1 protein-coding gene (cut by a window edge) is annotated in these 17,408 nt (G+C 68.7%); it reads right to left on the bottom strand.

The features are described 5' to 3' along the window. Positions 1-2: 2 nt before the first annotated feature. Positions 3-17,408 carry the 3' end of a non-ribosomal peptide synthase/polyketide synthase gene (locus ABZ942_RS24815; protein ID WP_357385768.1) on the bottom strand. Its footprint extends 26,226 nt past the window's final position, so the window shows 17,406 of its 43,632 coding nt (coding positions 26,227-43,632); its start codon lies off the right edge, out of view; it ends in the stop codon at positions 3-5.

Below are 17,408 nucleotides of genomic sequence, written 5' to 3'. Positions count from 1 at the left end.
TCCTACTCCGCGATCACGATCTTGACCTCGGGGTCCGCGACATCGGTTACCTCACTCGGGGTGACGAACCAGTGGGTTACTTCGCCGTCGGCGAGGTCGTTGGCTACTTCGCCGGTCGGGAGGACCGAGAGGGCGCCTGCGGTGGCGGAGGCCAGGAACTCGAGCATGGCGACGCGGCCGGAGGGGGTGGTGGTGTACGTGGTCGACTCGTAGTCGATGCCGTACTCCTCGCGGACGTGTTCGGCTCGGGCCAGGGCCTCGGTCTGGGTGATGGCGAGGACGCCGTCGGCGGTCGGGACGACGAAGGCCGGGTGGTCTTCGCCGAGTGGGCGGACCCGATCCGCGTAGGAGACCGGGTGCGACGGGGCGGCGACCAGATCGGCCTGCATCCGTGGCTCGGACGGGACCAACCATTGAATCGAGCTGTCCGGCACCGCATTCGGCGTGATGCCGAAGGTGGCTCCGGCGCTTGCCATCTCGTCGACGGAGAGGTCACCGGCGAACAACAGTGCGGCACCGGCCTTCTGCACCGCCCAGGCCGCGACGACCGCGTCCAGTGAACGCGGCAGCGCCAGCGCGACGATATCGCCCGGCCCCGCACCCCGATCGATGAGCACCCGCGCCAACTGCGAGGAGCGTCGATCCAGGACGTGGTAAGCGATTTCGTCGCCGTCGGCGAGCAGCGCGGGCGCCTCCGGATCCTCCTCGACCACCTCGGCGAGCACCTTGGCGACCGTGTGCGCGCCGACCCGGCCTGCCGGTTCCGGCGTGGAAGTGGTTGCCGTGATACCGGATTCGACGAGCAGGCGAGCGCGCTCACCGGCATCGAGGATGTCGATGTCGCCGACGAGTCCGTCCGGATCGCCGAGCAGCGCCTCGAGCACCCGGACCAGCCGCGCGGACATGATCTCCACCTCGTCCGCGGTGAACCGGCTGCCCAGGTACTTGAGCGTCAGCTCGATCGTCGCCTCGGCGGTCACCAGCAGCGTCAGCGGATAGTGCGTGGCGTCGTTGACGCCGACACCGGTCACCGACATGCCGTCGATGGAGCTGGCGGCCGAAATGGCCTCCTTGTCCATCGGATACGACTCGAACACCAGCAGCGTGTCGAACAGCGATCCGGTGCCCGCCACCCGCTGGATGTCGGTGAGCCCCACGTAGTGGTGCTCGAGCAGGTCGGCCTGATCGTGCTGCAACCGCTCCAGCAACTTGCCGATCGTCTGCCGGTCATCGATCCGCAGCCGCACCGGCAGCGTGTTGATGAACAGGCCGACCATCGATTCGACGCCGGGCAGTTCGGCGGGCCGCCCGGAGACGGTGGCGCCGAACACCACATCGCCTCGGCCGGTGAGCCGTCCGAGCAGGATGCCCCAGGCCGCCTGCACCAGTGTGTTCACCGTGACGCCCAATTCGGCGGCGTGCTTGGTGAGTTGGCGGGTGCGGTCGGTGTCGAGCTCGGTGACCAGCTTGCCGATCTCGTACTGCTCGGCCGAACGCGGTTGCGGCGCAAGCTGAGTCGGCTCGCTGACGCCGTCGAGCGCGGTCGCCCAGGCCCGCAGCGAGGCCTCGCGGTCCCGCCCGGCCAGCCAGCCGAGGAAGTTACGGTACGAGGCCACCCTGGGCAGCGCCGTCTGATCACCGCGAACCGCGTACAGCACCAGCAGATCCCGCATCAGCAGCGGCATCGACCAACCATCCAACAGGATGTGATGGGTGGTGATCGCCAGATGCCACTGGCTCTCGTCGGTGCGGAACAGGGTGAACCGCAGCAGCGGCGGCACCGCCATGTCGAAGTGCGTCGCCTGATCGGCCGCGACCTGCCTGCGCAGTTCCACGGTCCGCTCGTCGGCGGGCAACCCGGTGAGATCCACCTCGCGCCACGGCGCCTCGATCCGATCGAGCACGACCTGCACGGCCTGCCCGTCGGAGTCGGTGACGAACGCGGTGCGCAGGTTCGGGTAGCGGTCGATGATGCCCTGCGCGGCCGCGTGCAGCCGCTCGACATCCAGCGTGCCGCCGAGATCGACCACGGCCTGCATGGTGTACACGTCGACGGTGGCCTGGGTCATCATCGCGTGGAACAGCAGACCGGACTGCAGCGGCGAGAGCGGCCACACCTCGGCCAGCGCCGGGTAGTTACGTTCCCACAGCTCGATATCGGTCTGCTCGACCCGCACCAGCGACATGTCGGACGGCGTGAAGCCACCCGCATCCGGCCTGCGTGCGTGCGTGGCCAGCGCGGTGAGCGCGGCGACCCAGTGGTCGGCGAACTCCTGCACCTGTTCCTTGGTCAGCAGCCCGGTCGGGAACGCGAACGCCGCGCCCAGCTCCGGACCGTCCGCACCGTCGGTGACGATCGCGTTGATGTCGATCGTCGCGTTGGCGGGCATGTCCAGGTCCATGTCGCCGTCGAGCTGACCGAGATCGCCCACCGGCACCCAGCCGATTTCGGCGAGCTGCTCGGGGATCTCCCCGGCCGACATGCGACCCAGGTAGTTGAAGCTGATCTGCCCCGGGGCACCGAGTCGCTGCCCGGTCGCCGCGTTCAGGTGCCGCAGCAGCCCGTAACCGAGGCCCTTGTCCGGCACTGCGAGCAGCTGCTCCTTGATCGACTTCACGATCTCGCCGAGCGCAGCGCCACCGGCGAACGCGTCGGTGAGGTCGGCGCCGCCGAGGTCGAGCCGGACCGGGTAGGCCGTGGTGAACCAGCCGACGGTGCGCGAAAGATCCGCGCCCGGAACGACTTCCTCTTCACGACCGTGACCCTCGAGCTTGACCAGCGCGGCCGCGCCGTCACCACGCCAGCGCGCGACGGCCATTGCCAGCGCGGACAGCAGCCCGTCGTTCACACCGCCGCGGTAGAGGCCGGGGATCGCGGTGAGCACCGCGTCGGTGACCTCGGCGGGCAAGGTGACCTCGACCCGCTCGACCGTGGCGAACGTATCGACCGCGGGGTCGAACGGCCGCGCACCGAGCAGCGGATCCGGTGTGGTCGAAACCTGCTGCCAGAACGGCAGTTCCGCGACCCGCTCGGCCGACGAAGCCGCCTCGACCAGGCTGTGCGCCCAGCGCCGCATCGACGTGCCGTTGGCGGGCAACGCCACCTGCTGACCGGCGGCCAGCTGCGACCACGCCACCGCGAAGTCCGGAATCAGGATGCGCCAGGACACACCGTCGACCACGAAGTGATGCGCGACGATGAGCAGCACATCGCGCCGCTCGCCCTCGAACGCGAACCAGATGAACTGCGCCATCACGGCATTCGCCGGATCCAGTCGGCCGAGCGCGGCGTCGAACGCCTCGCTGCCGACCCGCTTCAGCTCCGCGTCGTCGACGTCGGCGGCCAGCTCGACCCGATGCACCATGGCATCCACGTCGACCGCACCGGTCGCCAGCGCCTCGAACGCCCACCGATCCTCGTTGCGGCGCAACCGAGTACGCAGCACATCGTGGTGGTCGAACACCGCGGCGATGGTTCCGACGAGCGTCGCCCGATCGATACCGTCCGGCAGCCGCAGCGCCATCGTCTGCGAGAACCGGTCGTAGGCCGAGCCACTCGCGAGGATCTGCGTCATGATCGGCGTCAGCGGAATCTCGCCGACCCCGCCACCCGGCAGCTCTTCCAGCTTCACCTGCTCCGAACCCGCACCGAGCGTGGCGATTTCGGCCAGCGAGGCCACACTGCGCCGCTCGAACACCTCGCGCGGGGAGAACACCACGCCGCGCGCCTTGGCCCGCGACACCAGCTGGATGGACAGGATGCTGTCGCCGCCGAGCGCGAAGAACGAGTCGTCCAAACCGATCTGCTCGACCCCGAGCACCTCGGCGAACACCTCGGCGATGATCGCCTCGACCTCGCTGGCGGGTGCCCGGAACTCGCGTGGCGCGAGCACCGGCTCGGGCAGCGCCTTGCGGTCCAGCTTGCCGACCGGAGTCAGCGGGATCTCGTCGAGCACCACGATCGCCGACGGCACCATATGCGGCGGCAGGCTGCGCGAGGCGTGCTCGCTGAGCCGGACCGGGTCGATCTCGTGGCCGGGCACCGCGAGCACATACGACACGAGAATCGTCGCGCCCGCCGTGGTCTCCTTGCCGAGCGTGATCGCGAACTCGACGTCGGGATGGGCCGCGAGGACAGTGTCGATCTCGCCGAGTTCGATGCGGAAGCCGCGGATCTTCACCTGGAAGTCCGAGCGCCCGACGTAGTCCAGCTCCCAGCGCACCTCGGGGACGGCGGCATTACCCGCCCGCTCGCCCGGTTCGGCGAACCAGCGCACCACGTCACCGGTGCGGTACATCCGCGCGCCCTCATTGCTCCACGGGTTGGCGACGAATCGTTCCGCGGTGAGGTCGGGGCGGTTGTGGTAGCCACGCGCCACCGCGCCACCGGCGAGGTAGAGCTCGCCGGCGACGCCCGGCGGCACCGGGTTGAGCCGGTTGTCGAGCACCAGCGCCGACATGCCGCGCACCGGCAGACCGATGGTGACGTGCCGTCCCGGCGTCAGGCTCGCGTAGGACGAGATGATCGTCGTCTCGGTCGGACCGTAGGCGTTGAAGTACTTCCGGCCCGGGTACCACTTGGCCAGCAGCTCCGGCGTGGTGACATCGCCACCGACGGAAGCGACTTCGAGTGCCTCCATGCCCGCCGGATCGACCGTGCCGAGCACCGCGGGGGTGATGATCGTGTGCGTGACCCGCTCGGTGCGCAGCAGCTCGGCCAGGTCCGGGCCACCGATGATAGTGGACGGCACGATCACCAGCGTCGCGCCGGTGTAAGCGGCACACAGCCATTCGAGCACCGACGGGTCGAAGCTCGGCGAGCAGATGTGCAGGAACCGGTGGTGCGCCTCGAGCTGGTACAGGTCGGTGGCGACACCGACCAGGCCACCCATGCCCGCGTGAGTCACGGTGACGCCCTTGGGCATACCCGTCGAACCCGACGTGTAGATGACATACACCGGATGCCGCATGGCCAGCGACGAGAGGCGATCGGCGTCGGTCACCGAATCCGGCGACTTGGCCTCGATCAGCGCATCGAGCGCCGGATCGTCCAGCCGCAGCCATTCGACATCGCGCGGCAGGCGATCCACGTGCTCGGTCGCGGTGATACCGATGACCGCGCCGGAGTCGTTGATCATGTGCCGCATGCGGTCTTCGGGGTAGGTCGGGTCGACCGGCACGTGCGCGCCACCGGCCTTCGCCACCGCCCAGAACGCCGCGACCATCTCGTAGGAGCGCGGGAAGGACAGCGCCACAATGCGTTCCGGACCGACCCCGCGTTCGATCAGCACTCGCGCCAGCCGCGACGAGTACTCGTCGAGCTCGCGGTAGGTGATCGAGCGGCCCTGGTAGCGGACCGCGATCTGCTCCGGGTTCAGCTTCGCGCCGCGCTGCAACAGATCCGGCAGCAGCCCGGTGGCCATCACGTCTTCGCCGTGCACGTGCGTGAGCAGCTCGTACTCGTCCGCGTCGAGCAGCGGCAGGTCGCCGATCGGCAGGTCGCGTTCGGTGGCGATGGCGTCGAGCAGCCTGGTGAATCGCTGCGCGAAGACCTCGACCGTGGCGTCGTCGAACAGGTCACGGGCGAAGGAGAACTCGGCGTACATGCCCGCGTCGTCGCCGGCCGCCGCCTCCCGAATCGTCAGCGACAGATCGAACTTCGCCGTGTCGACCTCGAAATCGACCGCGCCGACGTGCAATCCGGGCAGCTCGAAACTGGTCTCCGGCAGGTTCTCGAACGACAGCGCCACCTGGAACAGCGGGTGCCGCGCGGTCGAGCGCTCCGGGTTGAGCAGCTCGACGAGCCGCTCGAACGGCAGGTCGGCATGCGCGAACGCCTGCAGGTCCGCATCCTTCGTCCGGGCCAGCAGCTCGCCGAAGGTGAGGTCGCCTTCGACGTGCGAGCGCAGCACCAGCGTGTTGACGAACATGCCGATCACGTCGTCGAGTTCGGCCTCGCCACGACCCGCGATCGGGGTGCCGATAGCGATGTCGTCGGTGCCCGACATCCGCGCCAGGAACAGCGCGAGCGCGGCGTGCACCAGCATGAACATGGTCGCGTTCTGCTCCCGCGCGATCTCGGTGAGCTTGCGATGCAGCTCGCCCTCGATCGGGAACACCACGCGTCCACCGGCGAACGACTGGGTCGTCGGCCTGGTCCGGTCGGCGGGCAGGTTGAGCTCGTCCGGCAGCCCGGCCAGCGCGGCCCGCCAGTATTCGGCCTGCTGCGAGATCAGGCTGCCCGGATCGGCCTCCGAGCCGAGCACGTCACGCTGCCAGAGGCTGAAGTCCGCGTACTGCACCGGCAGCGGCGCCCAGCCCGGCGGCACGCCGTTCGAGCGGGCCGCGTAGGCGAGCATCACATCGCGGGTCAGCGGGCCCATCGACCAGCCGTCCGCGCTGATGTGGTGCACAACGAAGACGAGCACGTATTCGCCGTCGGTGACCCGGAACAGCTTGGCCCGCAACGGAATCTCCGTGGTGACATCGAAGCCCGCGGTGATCACGTCCACGATCCGCTGCTGAATGTCTTCGACGCCAACGGTTTCCGGCGTCAGATCCGGCACCGACCGCTCGGCGGGCATGATCACCTGGCTTGCGGCGCGCCCCTGCTCCGGGTACACCGTGCGCAGCGTCTCGTGCCTGGCGATGACATCGGCGACGGCGTCCTGCAGCGCGGCGACGTCGAGATCGCCGGTGAGCCGCACGGCGACCGGGATGTTGTTGACGGCCGAGGCGGTGTCGAACTGGTTGAGGAACCACATGCGCTGCTGAGCCAGCGACAGCGGAACCTGTTCCGGGCGTGGGCCCGCCACCAGGGCGCGACGGCCACCGGCACCGGCATGCTGTTCGACCTTCACGGCCAGACCGGCGACGGTGGACGCTTCGAACAGCGCGCGCACCGGCACCCTGGCATCGAGCGCGGCGCCGATGCGAGCGGCGACCTGGGTCGCCAGCAGCGAGTTACCACCGAGACCGAAGAAGTCGTCATCCGCACCGACCTGATCGACACCGAGCACCTCGGCATACACCGACGCCACGATCTCCTCGATCGGCGTCGACGGCGCACGGAACGCCTGCGCCTCGAACTCCGGCTCCGGCAACGCCTTTCGATCCAACTTGCCGTTCACGTTCAACGGCAACGCATCGAGCACGACGAACGCCGCAGGCACCATGTACGACGGCAGACCGGCGACGAGCGCCGACTTCACCTGTGCGACATCGACATCACCGTTCGACGCCACCAAGTACGCGACCAGACGATCACCGGTCTTCGGGTCGGACTTGGCGACCACGGCGGTCTGCGCGATCTCCGGCATGGCCAGCAGCGCGGCCTCGATCTCGCCCAGCTCGATCCGGAAACCACGGATCTTCACCTGGAAGTCGGTGCGGCCCTGGTACTCCAGCTCACCGGAAGCGTTCCACGCCACCAGGTCACCGGTCCGGTACATCCGCGCACCCGTCTGGAACGGGTTGGCCACGAACCGATCCGCCGTCAGGTCCGCACGCCCGAAGTAGCCGCGAGCGAGCTGCGCACCAGCGAGGTACAGCTCACCGGCGACACCGTCCGGCACCGGCCGCAGTCGCGAATCCAGCACGTAGACCTGGCTGTTCCACTCCGGCAGACCGATGGACACCGAGGTCTCGTCGGCCCTGGTCACCCGATGGTTGGTGATCGAGACGGCGGCCTCGGTCGGGCCGTAGAGGTTGAACAGCTCGGTACGGGAGTGCTCGCGCACGAACCGCTGTGCGAGCGCACCCGGCAGTGCCTCACCGATCGCCAGCACCCGCCACAGTGAGTTCGGGAAGTCACCGGCTGTGAGCGCGTCGAGCATCGAGGGCACCACGTGGAGGGTGGTGACCCATTCACGAGCCATCAGCTCGTTCAGGTAAGCCGGATCCTGGTGACCGTCAGGCGCGGCGATGACCAGTCGGCCACCACACACCGCCGCAGACCAGAACTCCCACACCGAAAGGTCGAATGTGGCAGCGGTCTTCAGCAGAATCGCATCAGCCGCATCCAGACCGAACTCAGTGACCTTCCACTGCAACTGATTCGCGATCGCCGCGTGCGAAACCGCCACACCCTTCGGACGACCCGTCGAACCCGACGTAAAGATCACATACGCGGTGTTCTCCGGACGCAACGGCGCGACCCGATCAGCATCGGTGATCGGAGTCTTGGCCACCTCGGCCAGATCCAGCTCATCGATCCGCACCAAAGGCGCTACATCGGTATCGAACTCGGCATCGGCATTCGTAAGTACGCACACCGGCGCCGCGGTCTCGAGGATGTAGCTGGTCCGCTCGGCAGCCTGCGCCGGATCCACCGGCACATACGCGCCACCGGACTTCGACACCGCGTACATCGCCACGATCAGATCGACCGAACGTCGGAACGCCAGCGCGACCCGAGACTCCGGCCCGACCCCGATCGAGATCAGATGCCGCGCAAGACGATTCACCCGAGCATCCAGGTCGCCGTAGGTGATCGACGCACCGTCCTCGGTGACCAGCGCGACTTCCTTCGGCCCGGCCGCCACCGAGGCGTCGAGCAGCGAAACCAGCGTCGCCGTCGTATCCACCGCGTTCTCGGTGGCGTTGCGACCGGTCACCAGCTGGGCGCGCTCCGCGACGTCGAGCAGTTCGATGTCGCCGACCGAGGTGCGCGGCGCGGCGATGATCGCACCGATCAGTCGTGCGAACCGATCGACGAAGCCCTGCACCGTGTCCCGCTCGAACATGTCGGTGGCGTAGGTGAAGAAACCGGTGATGCCCTCGGGCTCGCCCGCGTCGCTGTAGCGGTCGGTCGCGATCAGGTGCAGATCGAACTGCGACAGCGCCGTGTCGATATCGAGCCCGGACACCGCGAGACCCGGCAGTTCGAGCCCGGCCTGGGCCAGGTTCTGGAACGAAAGACCCACCTGGAACAGCGGATGCCGCGCGGTCGACCGGACCGGATTGAGCACCTCGACGAGGCGCTCGAACGGCACATCGGCGTTGGCGAACGCCTGGATATCGGTTTCCCGTTGGCGCGCAAGCAGTTCGGTGAACGCCTCACCGGCGTCGATCTTGGTGCGGAACACCAGCGTGTTGACGAACATGCCGATCAGGTCGTCCAGGACGGCCTCGCCGCGGCCCGCCATCGGCGTGCCGATGGCGATGTCGTCGGTGCCCGACAGGCGGGCGAGCAGCACCGCGAGCGCGGTGTGCACGACCATGAACAGCGTCGCGCCCTCGGTGCGGGCCAGCTCGATCAGCGCCTGATGCGTCTCGGCGTCGATGCGCAGCTCGACCTTGCCGCCGGCGAAGGACTGCACCGCGGGACGCGGGCGATCCGACGGCAGATCCAACTGATCCGGCAGCTCCGCCAGCGCCTGACGCCAGTAGGCGACCTGCTTGGACGCCAGCGACTCCTGATCGTCCTCGCTGCCGAGCAGCTCACGCTGCCAGATGCTGTAGTCGGCGTACTGCACCTCGAGCGGCGCCCAGTTCGGCGCCTCGCCGGCCGAACGCGCGGCGTAGGCGATCATCAGGTCGCGGGTCAGCGGGCCGACCGACGAACCGTCACCGGAGATGTGGTGCACGACCATTGCGAGGACGTATTCGACCTCGGCAGGGGCACCTGCGGAGCGACCCGAAGACTCAGCCGATTCCGTTGCTTCCCCGGCGATCTGGAACAGCGCGACCTTCATCGGCACCTCGGTGGTGACGTCGAACATCGTCGACGTCAGTGCCACCACGGCGGATTCGATCTGGGCGGGCGCGACCACGCGCACCTCCAGCCGCGGCACGGCCTGGGCCGGCGGCAGGATCACCTGCACCGGACCGTTGTCCGTCTGCGGGTAGATGGTGCGCAGGATCTCGTGCCTGCTGACCAGGTCCGCGATCGCGGCGCGCAGCGCGGCCACGTCGAGTGCACCGGTGAGCCGCACCGCGATCGGCACGTTGTAGGCCGCCGACTGGGTGTCGAACCGGTTGAGGAACCACATGCGTTGCTGCGCGAGCGACAGCGGAATGTGTTCCGGCCGTGGGCCTGCGGTCAGTGCCTTACGACCCCCCGCGTCGGCATGCTGCTCGACCCGGACCGCCAGCGCGGCAACGGTGGACGCCTCGAACATCAACCGAACCGGCACCCGGGTGTTCAGCGCCTCACCGAGACGCGCCGCGACCTGCGTGGCCAGCAGCGAGTTACCGCCCCAGGCGAAGAAGTCGTCGTCGAGGCCGAGCCGCTTCGATTCCGCGCCTTCGCGATCCGAGATGCGCAGCACGTCGGCGAAGGTGTTCGCGACGATCTGCTCGATCGGCGTGACCGGCGCGCGGAACACCGCCTTCTCGAAGGTGGGCTGCGGCAACGCCTTTCGATCCAGCTTGCCATTGGCGTTGAGCGGCAACGCATCCAGCTGGACGAGCACCGACGGCACCATGTACGACGGCAGCTCGGCGGCCAGCGCGGCCTGCAGCGTGCGCTTGTCGAGCTGACCCGCCCGCGGCACCACGTACGCCACCAGACGGTCGCCGATGCTCGGATCGGTATGCGCGAGTACGGCGGCCGCGGTGATCGCGGGCTGACGCAGCAGCGCGGCCTCGATTTCGCCGAGCTCGATGCGGAAGCCGCGGATCTTCACCTGGAAGTCGGTGCGGCCGCGGTAATCCAGTTCTCCGGCGGCATTCCAGGCCACCAGGTCACCGGTGCGGTACATGCGCTCGCCCGCCGCACCAAACGGATCGGCGACGAACCGGTCGGCGGTCAGCTCGGCCTTGCCGAAGTAGCCGCGCGCCAATTGCGCACCGGCCAGGTACAACTCGCCGGAGACGCCGGCCGGAACCGGCCGCAGCCTGGCGTCGAGCACGTAGACGCGGCTGTTCCATTCCGGTGCGCCGATCGATACCGAGAGTTCGTCGGCATCGGTGACCAGGTGGCTGGTGATCGACACCGCGGCCTCGGTCGGGCCGTACAGATTGAACAGCTCAGCGGCGTTGTCACGACGGAACCGCTGCGCGGTCGCCGCAGGCAGCGCCTCACCGATGGCGAGCACCCGGCGCAGTGAATGCGTCAGGTGGCCGGCGGATTCGGTGAGCAGCGAATCCAGCATCGACGGCACCACATGCAGGGTGGTGACCCCGGTGGTGCGCATCAGCTCGTTGAGGTAGGCCGGATCGCGGTGACCGTCGGCCGCCGAGATCACCAGGCGCCCACCGGATGCGGCGGCGGTCCAGAACTCCCACACCGAAAGATCGAACGTCGCCGCGGTCTTCAGCAGGATCGCGTCGTCGGCACCGAGGCCGAATGTCGCGATCTCCCACTGCAACTGGTTGACGATCGCGGCGTGCGGAACGGCGACGCCCTTCGGCTGGCCGGTCGAACCGGACGTGAAGATCACGTACGCGGTGTTCGCCGGTGCCAGCGTGCTGCGGCGTTCGGTGACCGGCCCGGCCGCGAACACGGCCAGGTCGAGCGCGTCGATCTGCACGGTTTCGGTTGCGGCGGTGCGGAACCCGTCGCGACCGGTGGTCAGCACGCAGACCGGTGCCGCCGTCTCGAGGATGTAGTCGGTCCGCTCGGCAGGCTGATCCGGATCGATGGGCACATAGGCCGCACCGGATTTCGCGACCGCGTACATGGCGACCACGAGGTCGGTGGAGCGGCGAATGGCCAGCGCCACCCGGTCCTCCGGGCCGACGCCGCGCTGGATCAGGTAGCGGGCCAACCGGTTCACTCGGTTATCGAGCTCGGCGTAGGTCAGCTGCTGCTGACCGGTCGGCTCGTCGGCGACGAGCGCGACCGCGTCCGGGTTCGCCGCGACCGATGCGTCCAGCAGCGACACCAGCGTCGCGGCCGCGTCGACCTCGTGCGCGGTGTCGTTCCAGGTGCTGAGGATGCGGGTGTGCTCGTCCTCGGCCAGCAGGTCGATCTCGCCGACCGGCATGGTGGCGTCGGCGACGACGGCGTCCAGCACCCGCACGAAGCGGTCCGCGAAGCCCTGGACCGTGTCCTCGTCGAACAGGTCGATGGCGTAACCGAATTCGGTGATGATCTCGGCCGGTGTGCCGTCCTCGGCGTAGCGGTCGTACAGCGTGACGTGCAGGTCGGTCTTGGCCAGCTGCGAGTCGAAGTTGACCGCACTCACCGACAGGCCGGGCAGCTCGAAGGTGGTCTCGGCCAGGTTCTGGAACGAAAGACCCACCTGGAACAGCGGATTGCGCGCGGTGGAGCGGACCGGGTTGAGCACCTCGACGAGGCGCTCGAACGGCACGTCCGCGTTGGCGAAGGCCTCGAGGTCGCGTTCCTTGACGTCGGCGAGCAGGTCGGCGAAGCGGTCGCCCGGCGCCACCCTGGTCCGGAAGACCAAGGTGTTGACGAACATACCGATCAGGTCGTCGAGTTCGCGTTCACCACGACCCGCGATCGGCGTACCGACCGCGATGTCGTCGGTGCCGGACAGCCGCGAGAGCAGCACGGCGAGCGCCGCGTGCACCACCATGAACAGCGACGCGTTGTTGGCGCGCGCCAGTTCGTGCAGGCGGGCGTGCCGCTCCGGGGAGATCTCGAAGCGAATCGCCTTGCCGTGGAACGACTGCGCGGGCGGGCGCGGCCGGTCGGCGGGCAGCTCCAGCTGATCGGGCAGCTCGGCCAGCGCGGTCTGCCAATAGGAGACCTGCTGGGCAGCAAGGGATTCCGGATCCTCTTCGGAGCCGAGCACCGCGCGCTGCCACAGTGCGTAGTCGGCGTACTGCACCGACAGCGGAAGCCACTGCGGCACATCGCCTTGCACGCGGGCCACGTAGGCGGCCATCACGTCGCGGGCCAGCGGTCCCATCGAGGAGCCGTCGGCAGCCACGTGGTGCACGGTGAATGCGAGCACGTGCTCGTCCGGCGCGATCCGGAACAGCGCCACCGCCAGCGGCACCTCGACGGTGACGTCGAAGGTGGTCAGCGCGAACGCGATGACGGCGTTGAGCAGATCGGCCTCGGTGACGTCGACCGGGGTCAGCGCGGCCGCGGACTGGGCCGCGGGCCGGATCACCTGGTGCGGGCCCTCCGCCGAACGCGGGTAGGTGGTGCGCAGTACCTCGTGGCGAGCGAACACGTCGCCGATCGCCTGCTCCAGCGCGGCGACATCGAGGGCGCCCGACAACCGCACGGCCAGGGGGATGTTGTCGACCGCCGAAGTGGTCGTGTCGAACTGGTTGAGGAACCAGTAGCGCTGCTGGGCCGGCGACAGCGGGATCCGCGCGGGACGCTCCCCCGTCTCCAGCTTCGGCCGCCGCCTGCCGGATCCGGCATTGCGCTCGACCTGGGTGGCCAGCGCGGACACCGTGGACGCCTCGAACAGGTCGCGGACGGCCAGCCGGGTGTCCAGCGCGGCACCGAGTCGCGCGGTCACCTGGGTGGCCAGCAGCGAGTTGCCGCCGAGCTCGAAGAAGTCGTCGTCCAGGCCGACCCTGGCGACGCCGAGCACGTCGCCGAAGGTGCCCGCGACGATCTCCTCGATCGGGGTGGACGGTGCGCGGAACACCTTGGCCTCGAACACCGGCGCGGGCAGCGCCTTGCGGTCGAGCTTGCCGGAGGCGTTGAGCGGGAACTCCTCCAGCACCACGAACGCCGAGGGCACCATGTACGCGGGCAGTTCGCCGCCGAGTTCGGCACGCACGCCGTCGATGTCGATGGCATGGCCGGTGGTCGGCACGACATAGCCGACGAGCTGATCGCCGAGACGATCGTCCGAGCGCACGACCACCACGGCCTGCGCGATGGAATCCAGTGCGGTGAGCGCGGATTCGATCTCGCCGAGCTCTATGCGCAAGCCGCGCAGCTTCACCTGGAAGTCGGTGCGGCCCAAGTACTCCAGTTCGCCGCGCGCGGTCCAGGTGACGAGGTCACCGGTGCGGTACATGCGCTCGCCGTCCGTGCCGAACGGGTTGGCCACGAACCGATCCGCGGTCAGCTCCGGACGCGCGACATAGCCGCGAGCCAATTGCACACCCGCGAGGTACAGCTCACCCGCGACACCGACCGGCACCGGGTGCAGTCGCGAATCCAGCACGTACACCTGGGTGTTGAACACCGGGGCGCCGATCGGCACGGACACCGCGTCGGACTCGTCCACCTCGTGGAAGGTGACGTCGACGGCGGCCTCGGTCGGGCCGTACAGGTTGTGCAGGCGGGCGCCGGTGAGTTCCTGCATCCGCTGCGCGGTGGCTGCGGGCAGCGCCTCACCGGAGGCGAAAACGTTGACCAGGCTGGTGCATTCGTCCGCGCGCTGCTCGGCGACGAACACCGAGAGCATCGACGGCACGAAGTGCGCGGTGGTGACGTCTTCCTCGGTGATCACCTGGATCAGGTACGCCGGATCCCGATGCCCATCGGGCTTCGCGACGACCAGGCGTGCACCGATCTGCAAGGGCCAGAAGAACTCCCACACCGACACGTCGAAGGTGGCGGGCGTCTTCTGCAGCACTACGTCGGTGCGCTCCAGGCCGTACTCGGCCTGCATCCACACCAAACGGTTGACGATCGAACCGTGGCTGACCGCGACACCCTTCGGACGACCGGTCGAACCGGACGTGAAGATCACGTACGCGGTGTTCGAAGGCCGCAGTGGCGCACGGCGATCCGCGTCGGTCACTGGTGCATCGGAGTAGTCCGACAGCTTCAAGCGATCGATCTCGACAGCGGGTGTCTTGCCTGCGTCGAACTCATCGCGCGCAGTGGTCAACACGCAAACGGGTCGCGCGGTATCGAGCACGTAATGGGTGCGCTCGGCCGGATGATCGGGATCCAGCGGCACGTAAGCACCACCAGCGACGCTGACCGCGTACATGCCGACGACCAATTCGATCGACCGACGCATACCCAGCGCGACCATCGAGTCAGGTCCGACACCCATCGAGATCAAATGACGCGCAAGACGATTCACCCTCGCCGAGAACTCGGCATAGGACAGACTCGTCCCCTCGAACGTCACCGCAACCGCATCAGGCGTCCGCACAGCCTGCGCCTCGAACATCGACACCAACGTCGCCGAACCATCCACCGCATGCGCGGTGTCGTTCCAGCGCGCGACAACCTGCGCGTGTTCAACCGAATCCAACAGCTCGACATCGCCGATCGCCACGGACGGATCCGCGACCACAGCGGTCAACAGCCGGACGAGCCGATCCGCAACTCCGGCGATGGTGCCCGCATCGAACATGTCCGTCGCGTAAGCGAATTCCGCGGTCATACCGGCAGCGGAGCCGTCGGCATCGATCCGGTCGGACAGGCTCAGGTGCAGATCGAACTTGGCCGTCACCACGTCCAGCGGAACACCGGTGACCTCGAGACCGGGCAGCTCGAATGAGGCCTCCCCGGTGTTCTGGAACGACAGCATCACCTGGAACAGCGGATGCCGCGCCTGCGAGCGCGCCGGGTTCAGGATCTCGACCAGCCGCTCGAACGGCAGGTCCGCGTGCCCGAAGGCGGCCAGGTCGCGGTCCTTGGTGTGCGCGACCAGGTCCGTGAACGGCGCGGCCGGGTCGACCTCGCTGCGCAGCACGAGCGTGTTGACGAACATGCCGATGGCGTCGTCGAGCACGGCCTCACCACGACCGGCCACCGCGGTACCGATCGCGATGTCGTCGCTGCCGGACAACCGGGCGAGCAGCGCGGCGAACGCGGCGTGCACCACCATGAACAGGCTCGCACCGTGTTCCCTGGCGAGCGCGTTGAGATCGTGCAGCAGCTGCGCGTCGAGCGAGAACTCGTACACGCCACCGCGATTCGACGCGACGGCGGGCCGCGAGCGGTCCGAGGGCAGGTCGAGCTGGTCGGGCAGCCCGGCCAGGCTGCCGGACCAGTAGGCGACCTGCTGGGCGATCAGCGAGGTCGGATCGTCTTCGGAGCCAAGGGTTTCCCGCTGCCACAGCGCGTAGTCGGCGTACTGCACCGGCAGTGGCGGCCAGGCCGGGGCGTCGCCGCGCGAGCGGGCCGCGTAGGCGATCATCACGTCGCGGGCCAACGGGCGCACCGACCAGCCGTCGCCGGAGATGTGGTGCACCACGAAGACCAATACGTGGGTGTCCGGTTGTGAGCCGTCCATCGACCCGGCGACCCGGAACAGCTGGGCCCGGACCGGCACCTGGGTGGTGACGTCGAAGCCGGTCAGCACCAGTTCGCTGACGCGGTCCTGGATTTCGGTCTCGGACACCTCGATCGGGGTCAGGTCGATGGTCTCCTGCCCGGCGGGCTGCACCACCTGGACGCCTTGGCCGTCGGCGGTCTCCGGGTAGACGGTGCGCAGCACCTCGTGCCGGTCGACCACGTCGGCGACGGCCTGGCGCAGTGCGTCGGTGTCGAGCGAGCCGGTGAGCCGGACGGCCAGCGGAATGTTGTTGACCGCCGAGTCCGTGTCGAACCGGTTGAGGAACCACATCCGCTGCTGCGACAGCGACAACGGAATCCGGGCCGGACGCTGTCCCGCGACCAGTTCGCGGCGACGTCCGGTGCCCTGGTGGGCTTCCATCCGCGCGGCCAGCGCGGCGACTGTCGGCGCCTCGAACAGCATCCGCACCGGGACCCGGGTGTCGAGCGCGGCACCGAGCCGGGCGACCACCTGGGTGGCGATGAGCGAGTTGCCGCCCAGTTCGAAGAAGTCGTCGTCGATGCCGACGGCGCGTTCGCCATCGGCGCCGATGAGGCCGAGCACCTCGGCGAAGGTGTTGGCCACGATCTCTTCGATCGGGGTGGAGGGTGCGCGGAATTCCCTTGCCTCGAAGGCGGGTTCGGGCAGCGCGCGCCGATCCAGCTTGCCGTTCGGGTTGAGCGGCATGGCGTCGAGCACGACGAGCGCGGCGGGCACCATGTACGACGGCAGTCGGGTGGCCAGGTGTGTCCTGAGCTCGTCGACGTCCACCGTCGCACCGCTCACCGGCACCACGTAGCCGACCAGCTGATCGCCGGTGTGCCCGTCCGAGCGCACCATGGCGACCGACTGTGCCACCGAATCGTGTGCGGCGAGCGCGGATTCGATCTCGCCGAGCTCGATGCGCAGGCCGCGCAGCTTCACCTGGAAGTCGGTGCGGCCGATGTAGACGATGGCGCCGGTGTGGTCGCGGGTGACGAGGTCACCGGTGCGGTACATCCGGGCGCCCGCGGCACCGAACGGGTTGGCCACGAAGCGATCCGAGGTCAGGTCGGTGCGGCCGAAGTAGCCGCGCGCCAGCTGGGCGCCCGCGAGATACAGCTCACCTGCGACACCGGACGGCACCGGCTTGAGCCGGGCATCCAGCACGTACGCCTGGGCGTTCCACACCGGCAGGCCGATCGGCACCGCGCCGGTCACGTCGTCGGCAACCGGGCCGTGCGTGGCGTGCACGGTGAATTCCGTTGGGCCGTATAGGTTGTAGAGCTCGGCCGAGCTGACCCG

It is taken from the genome of Nocardia sp. NPDC046473 (assembly GCF_040645995.1).
Classification (GTDB): domain Bacteria; phylum Actinomycetota; class Actinomycetes; order Mycobacteriales; family Mycobacteriaceae; genus Nocardia.
Note: the sequence above shows the minus strand (reverse complement) of the source record. Positions and strands in the feature narration are given on the sequence as shown.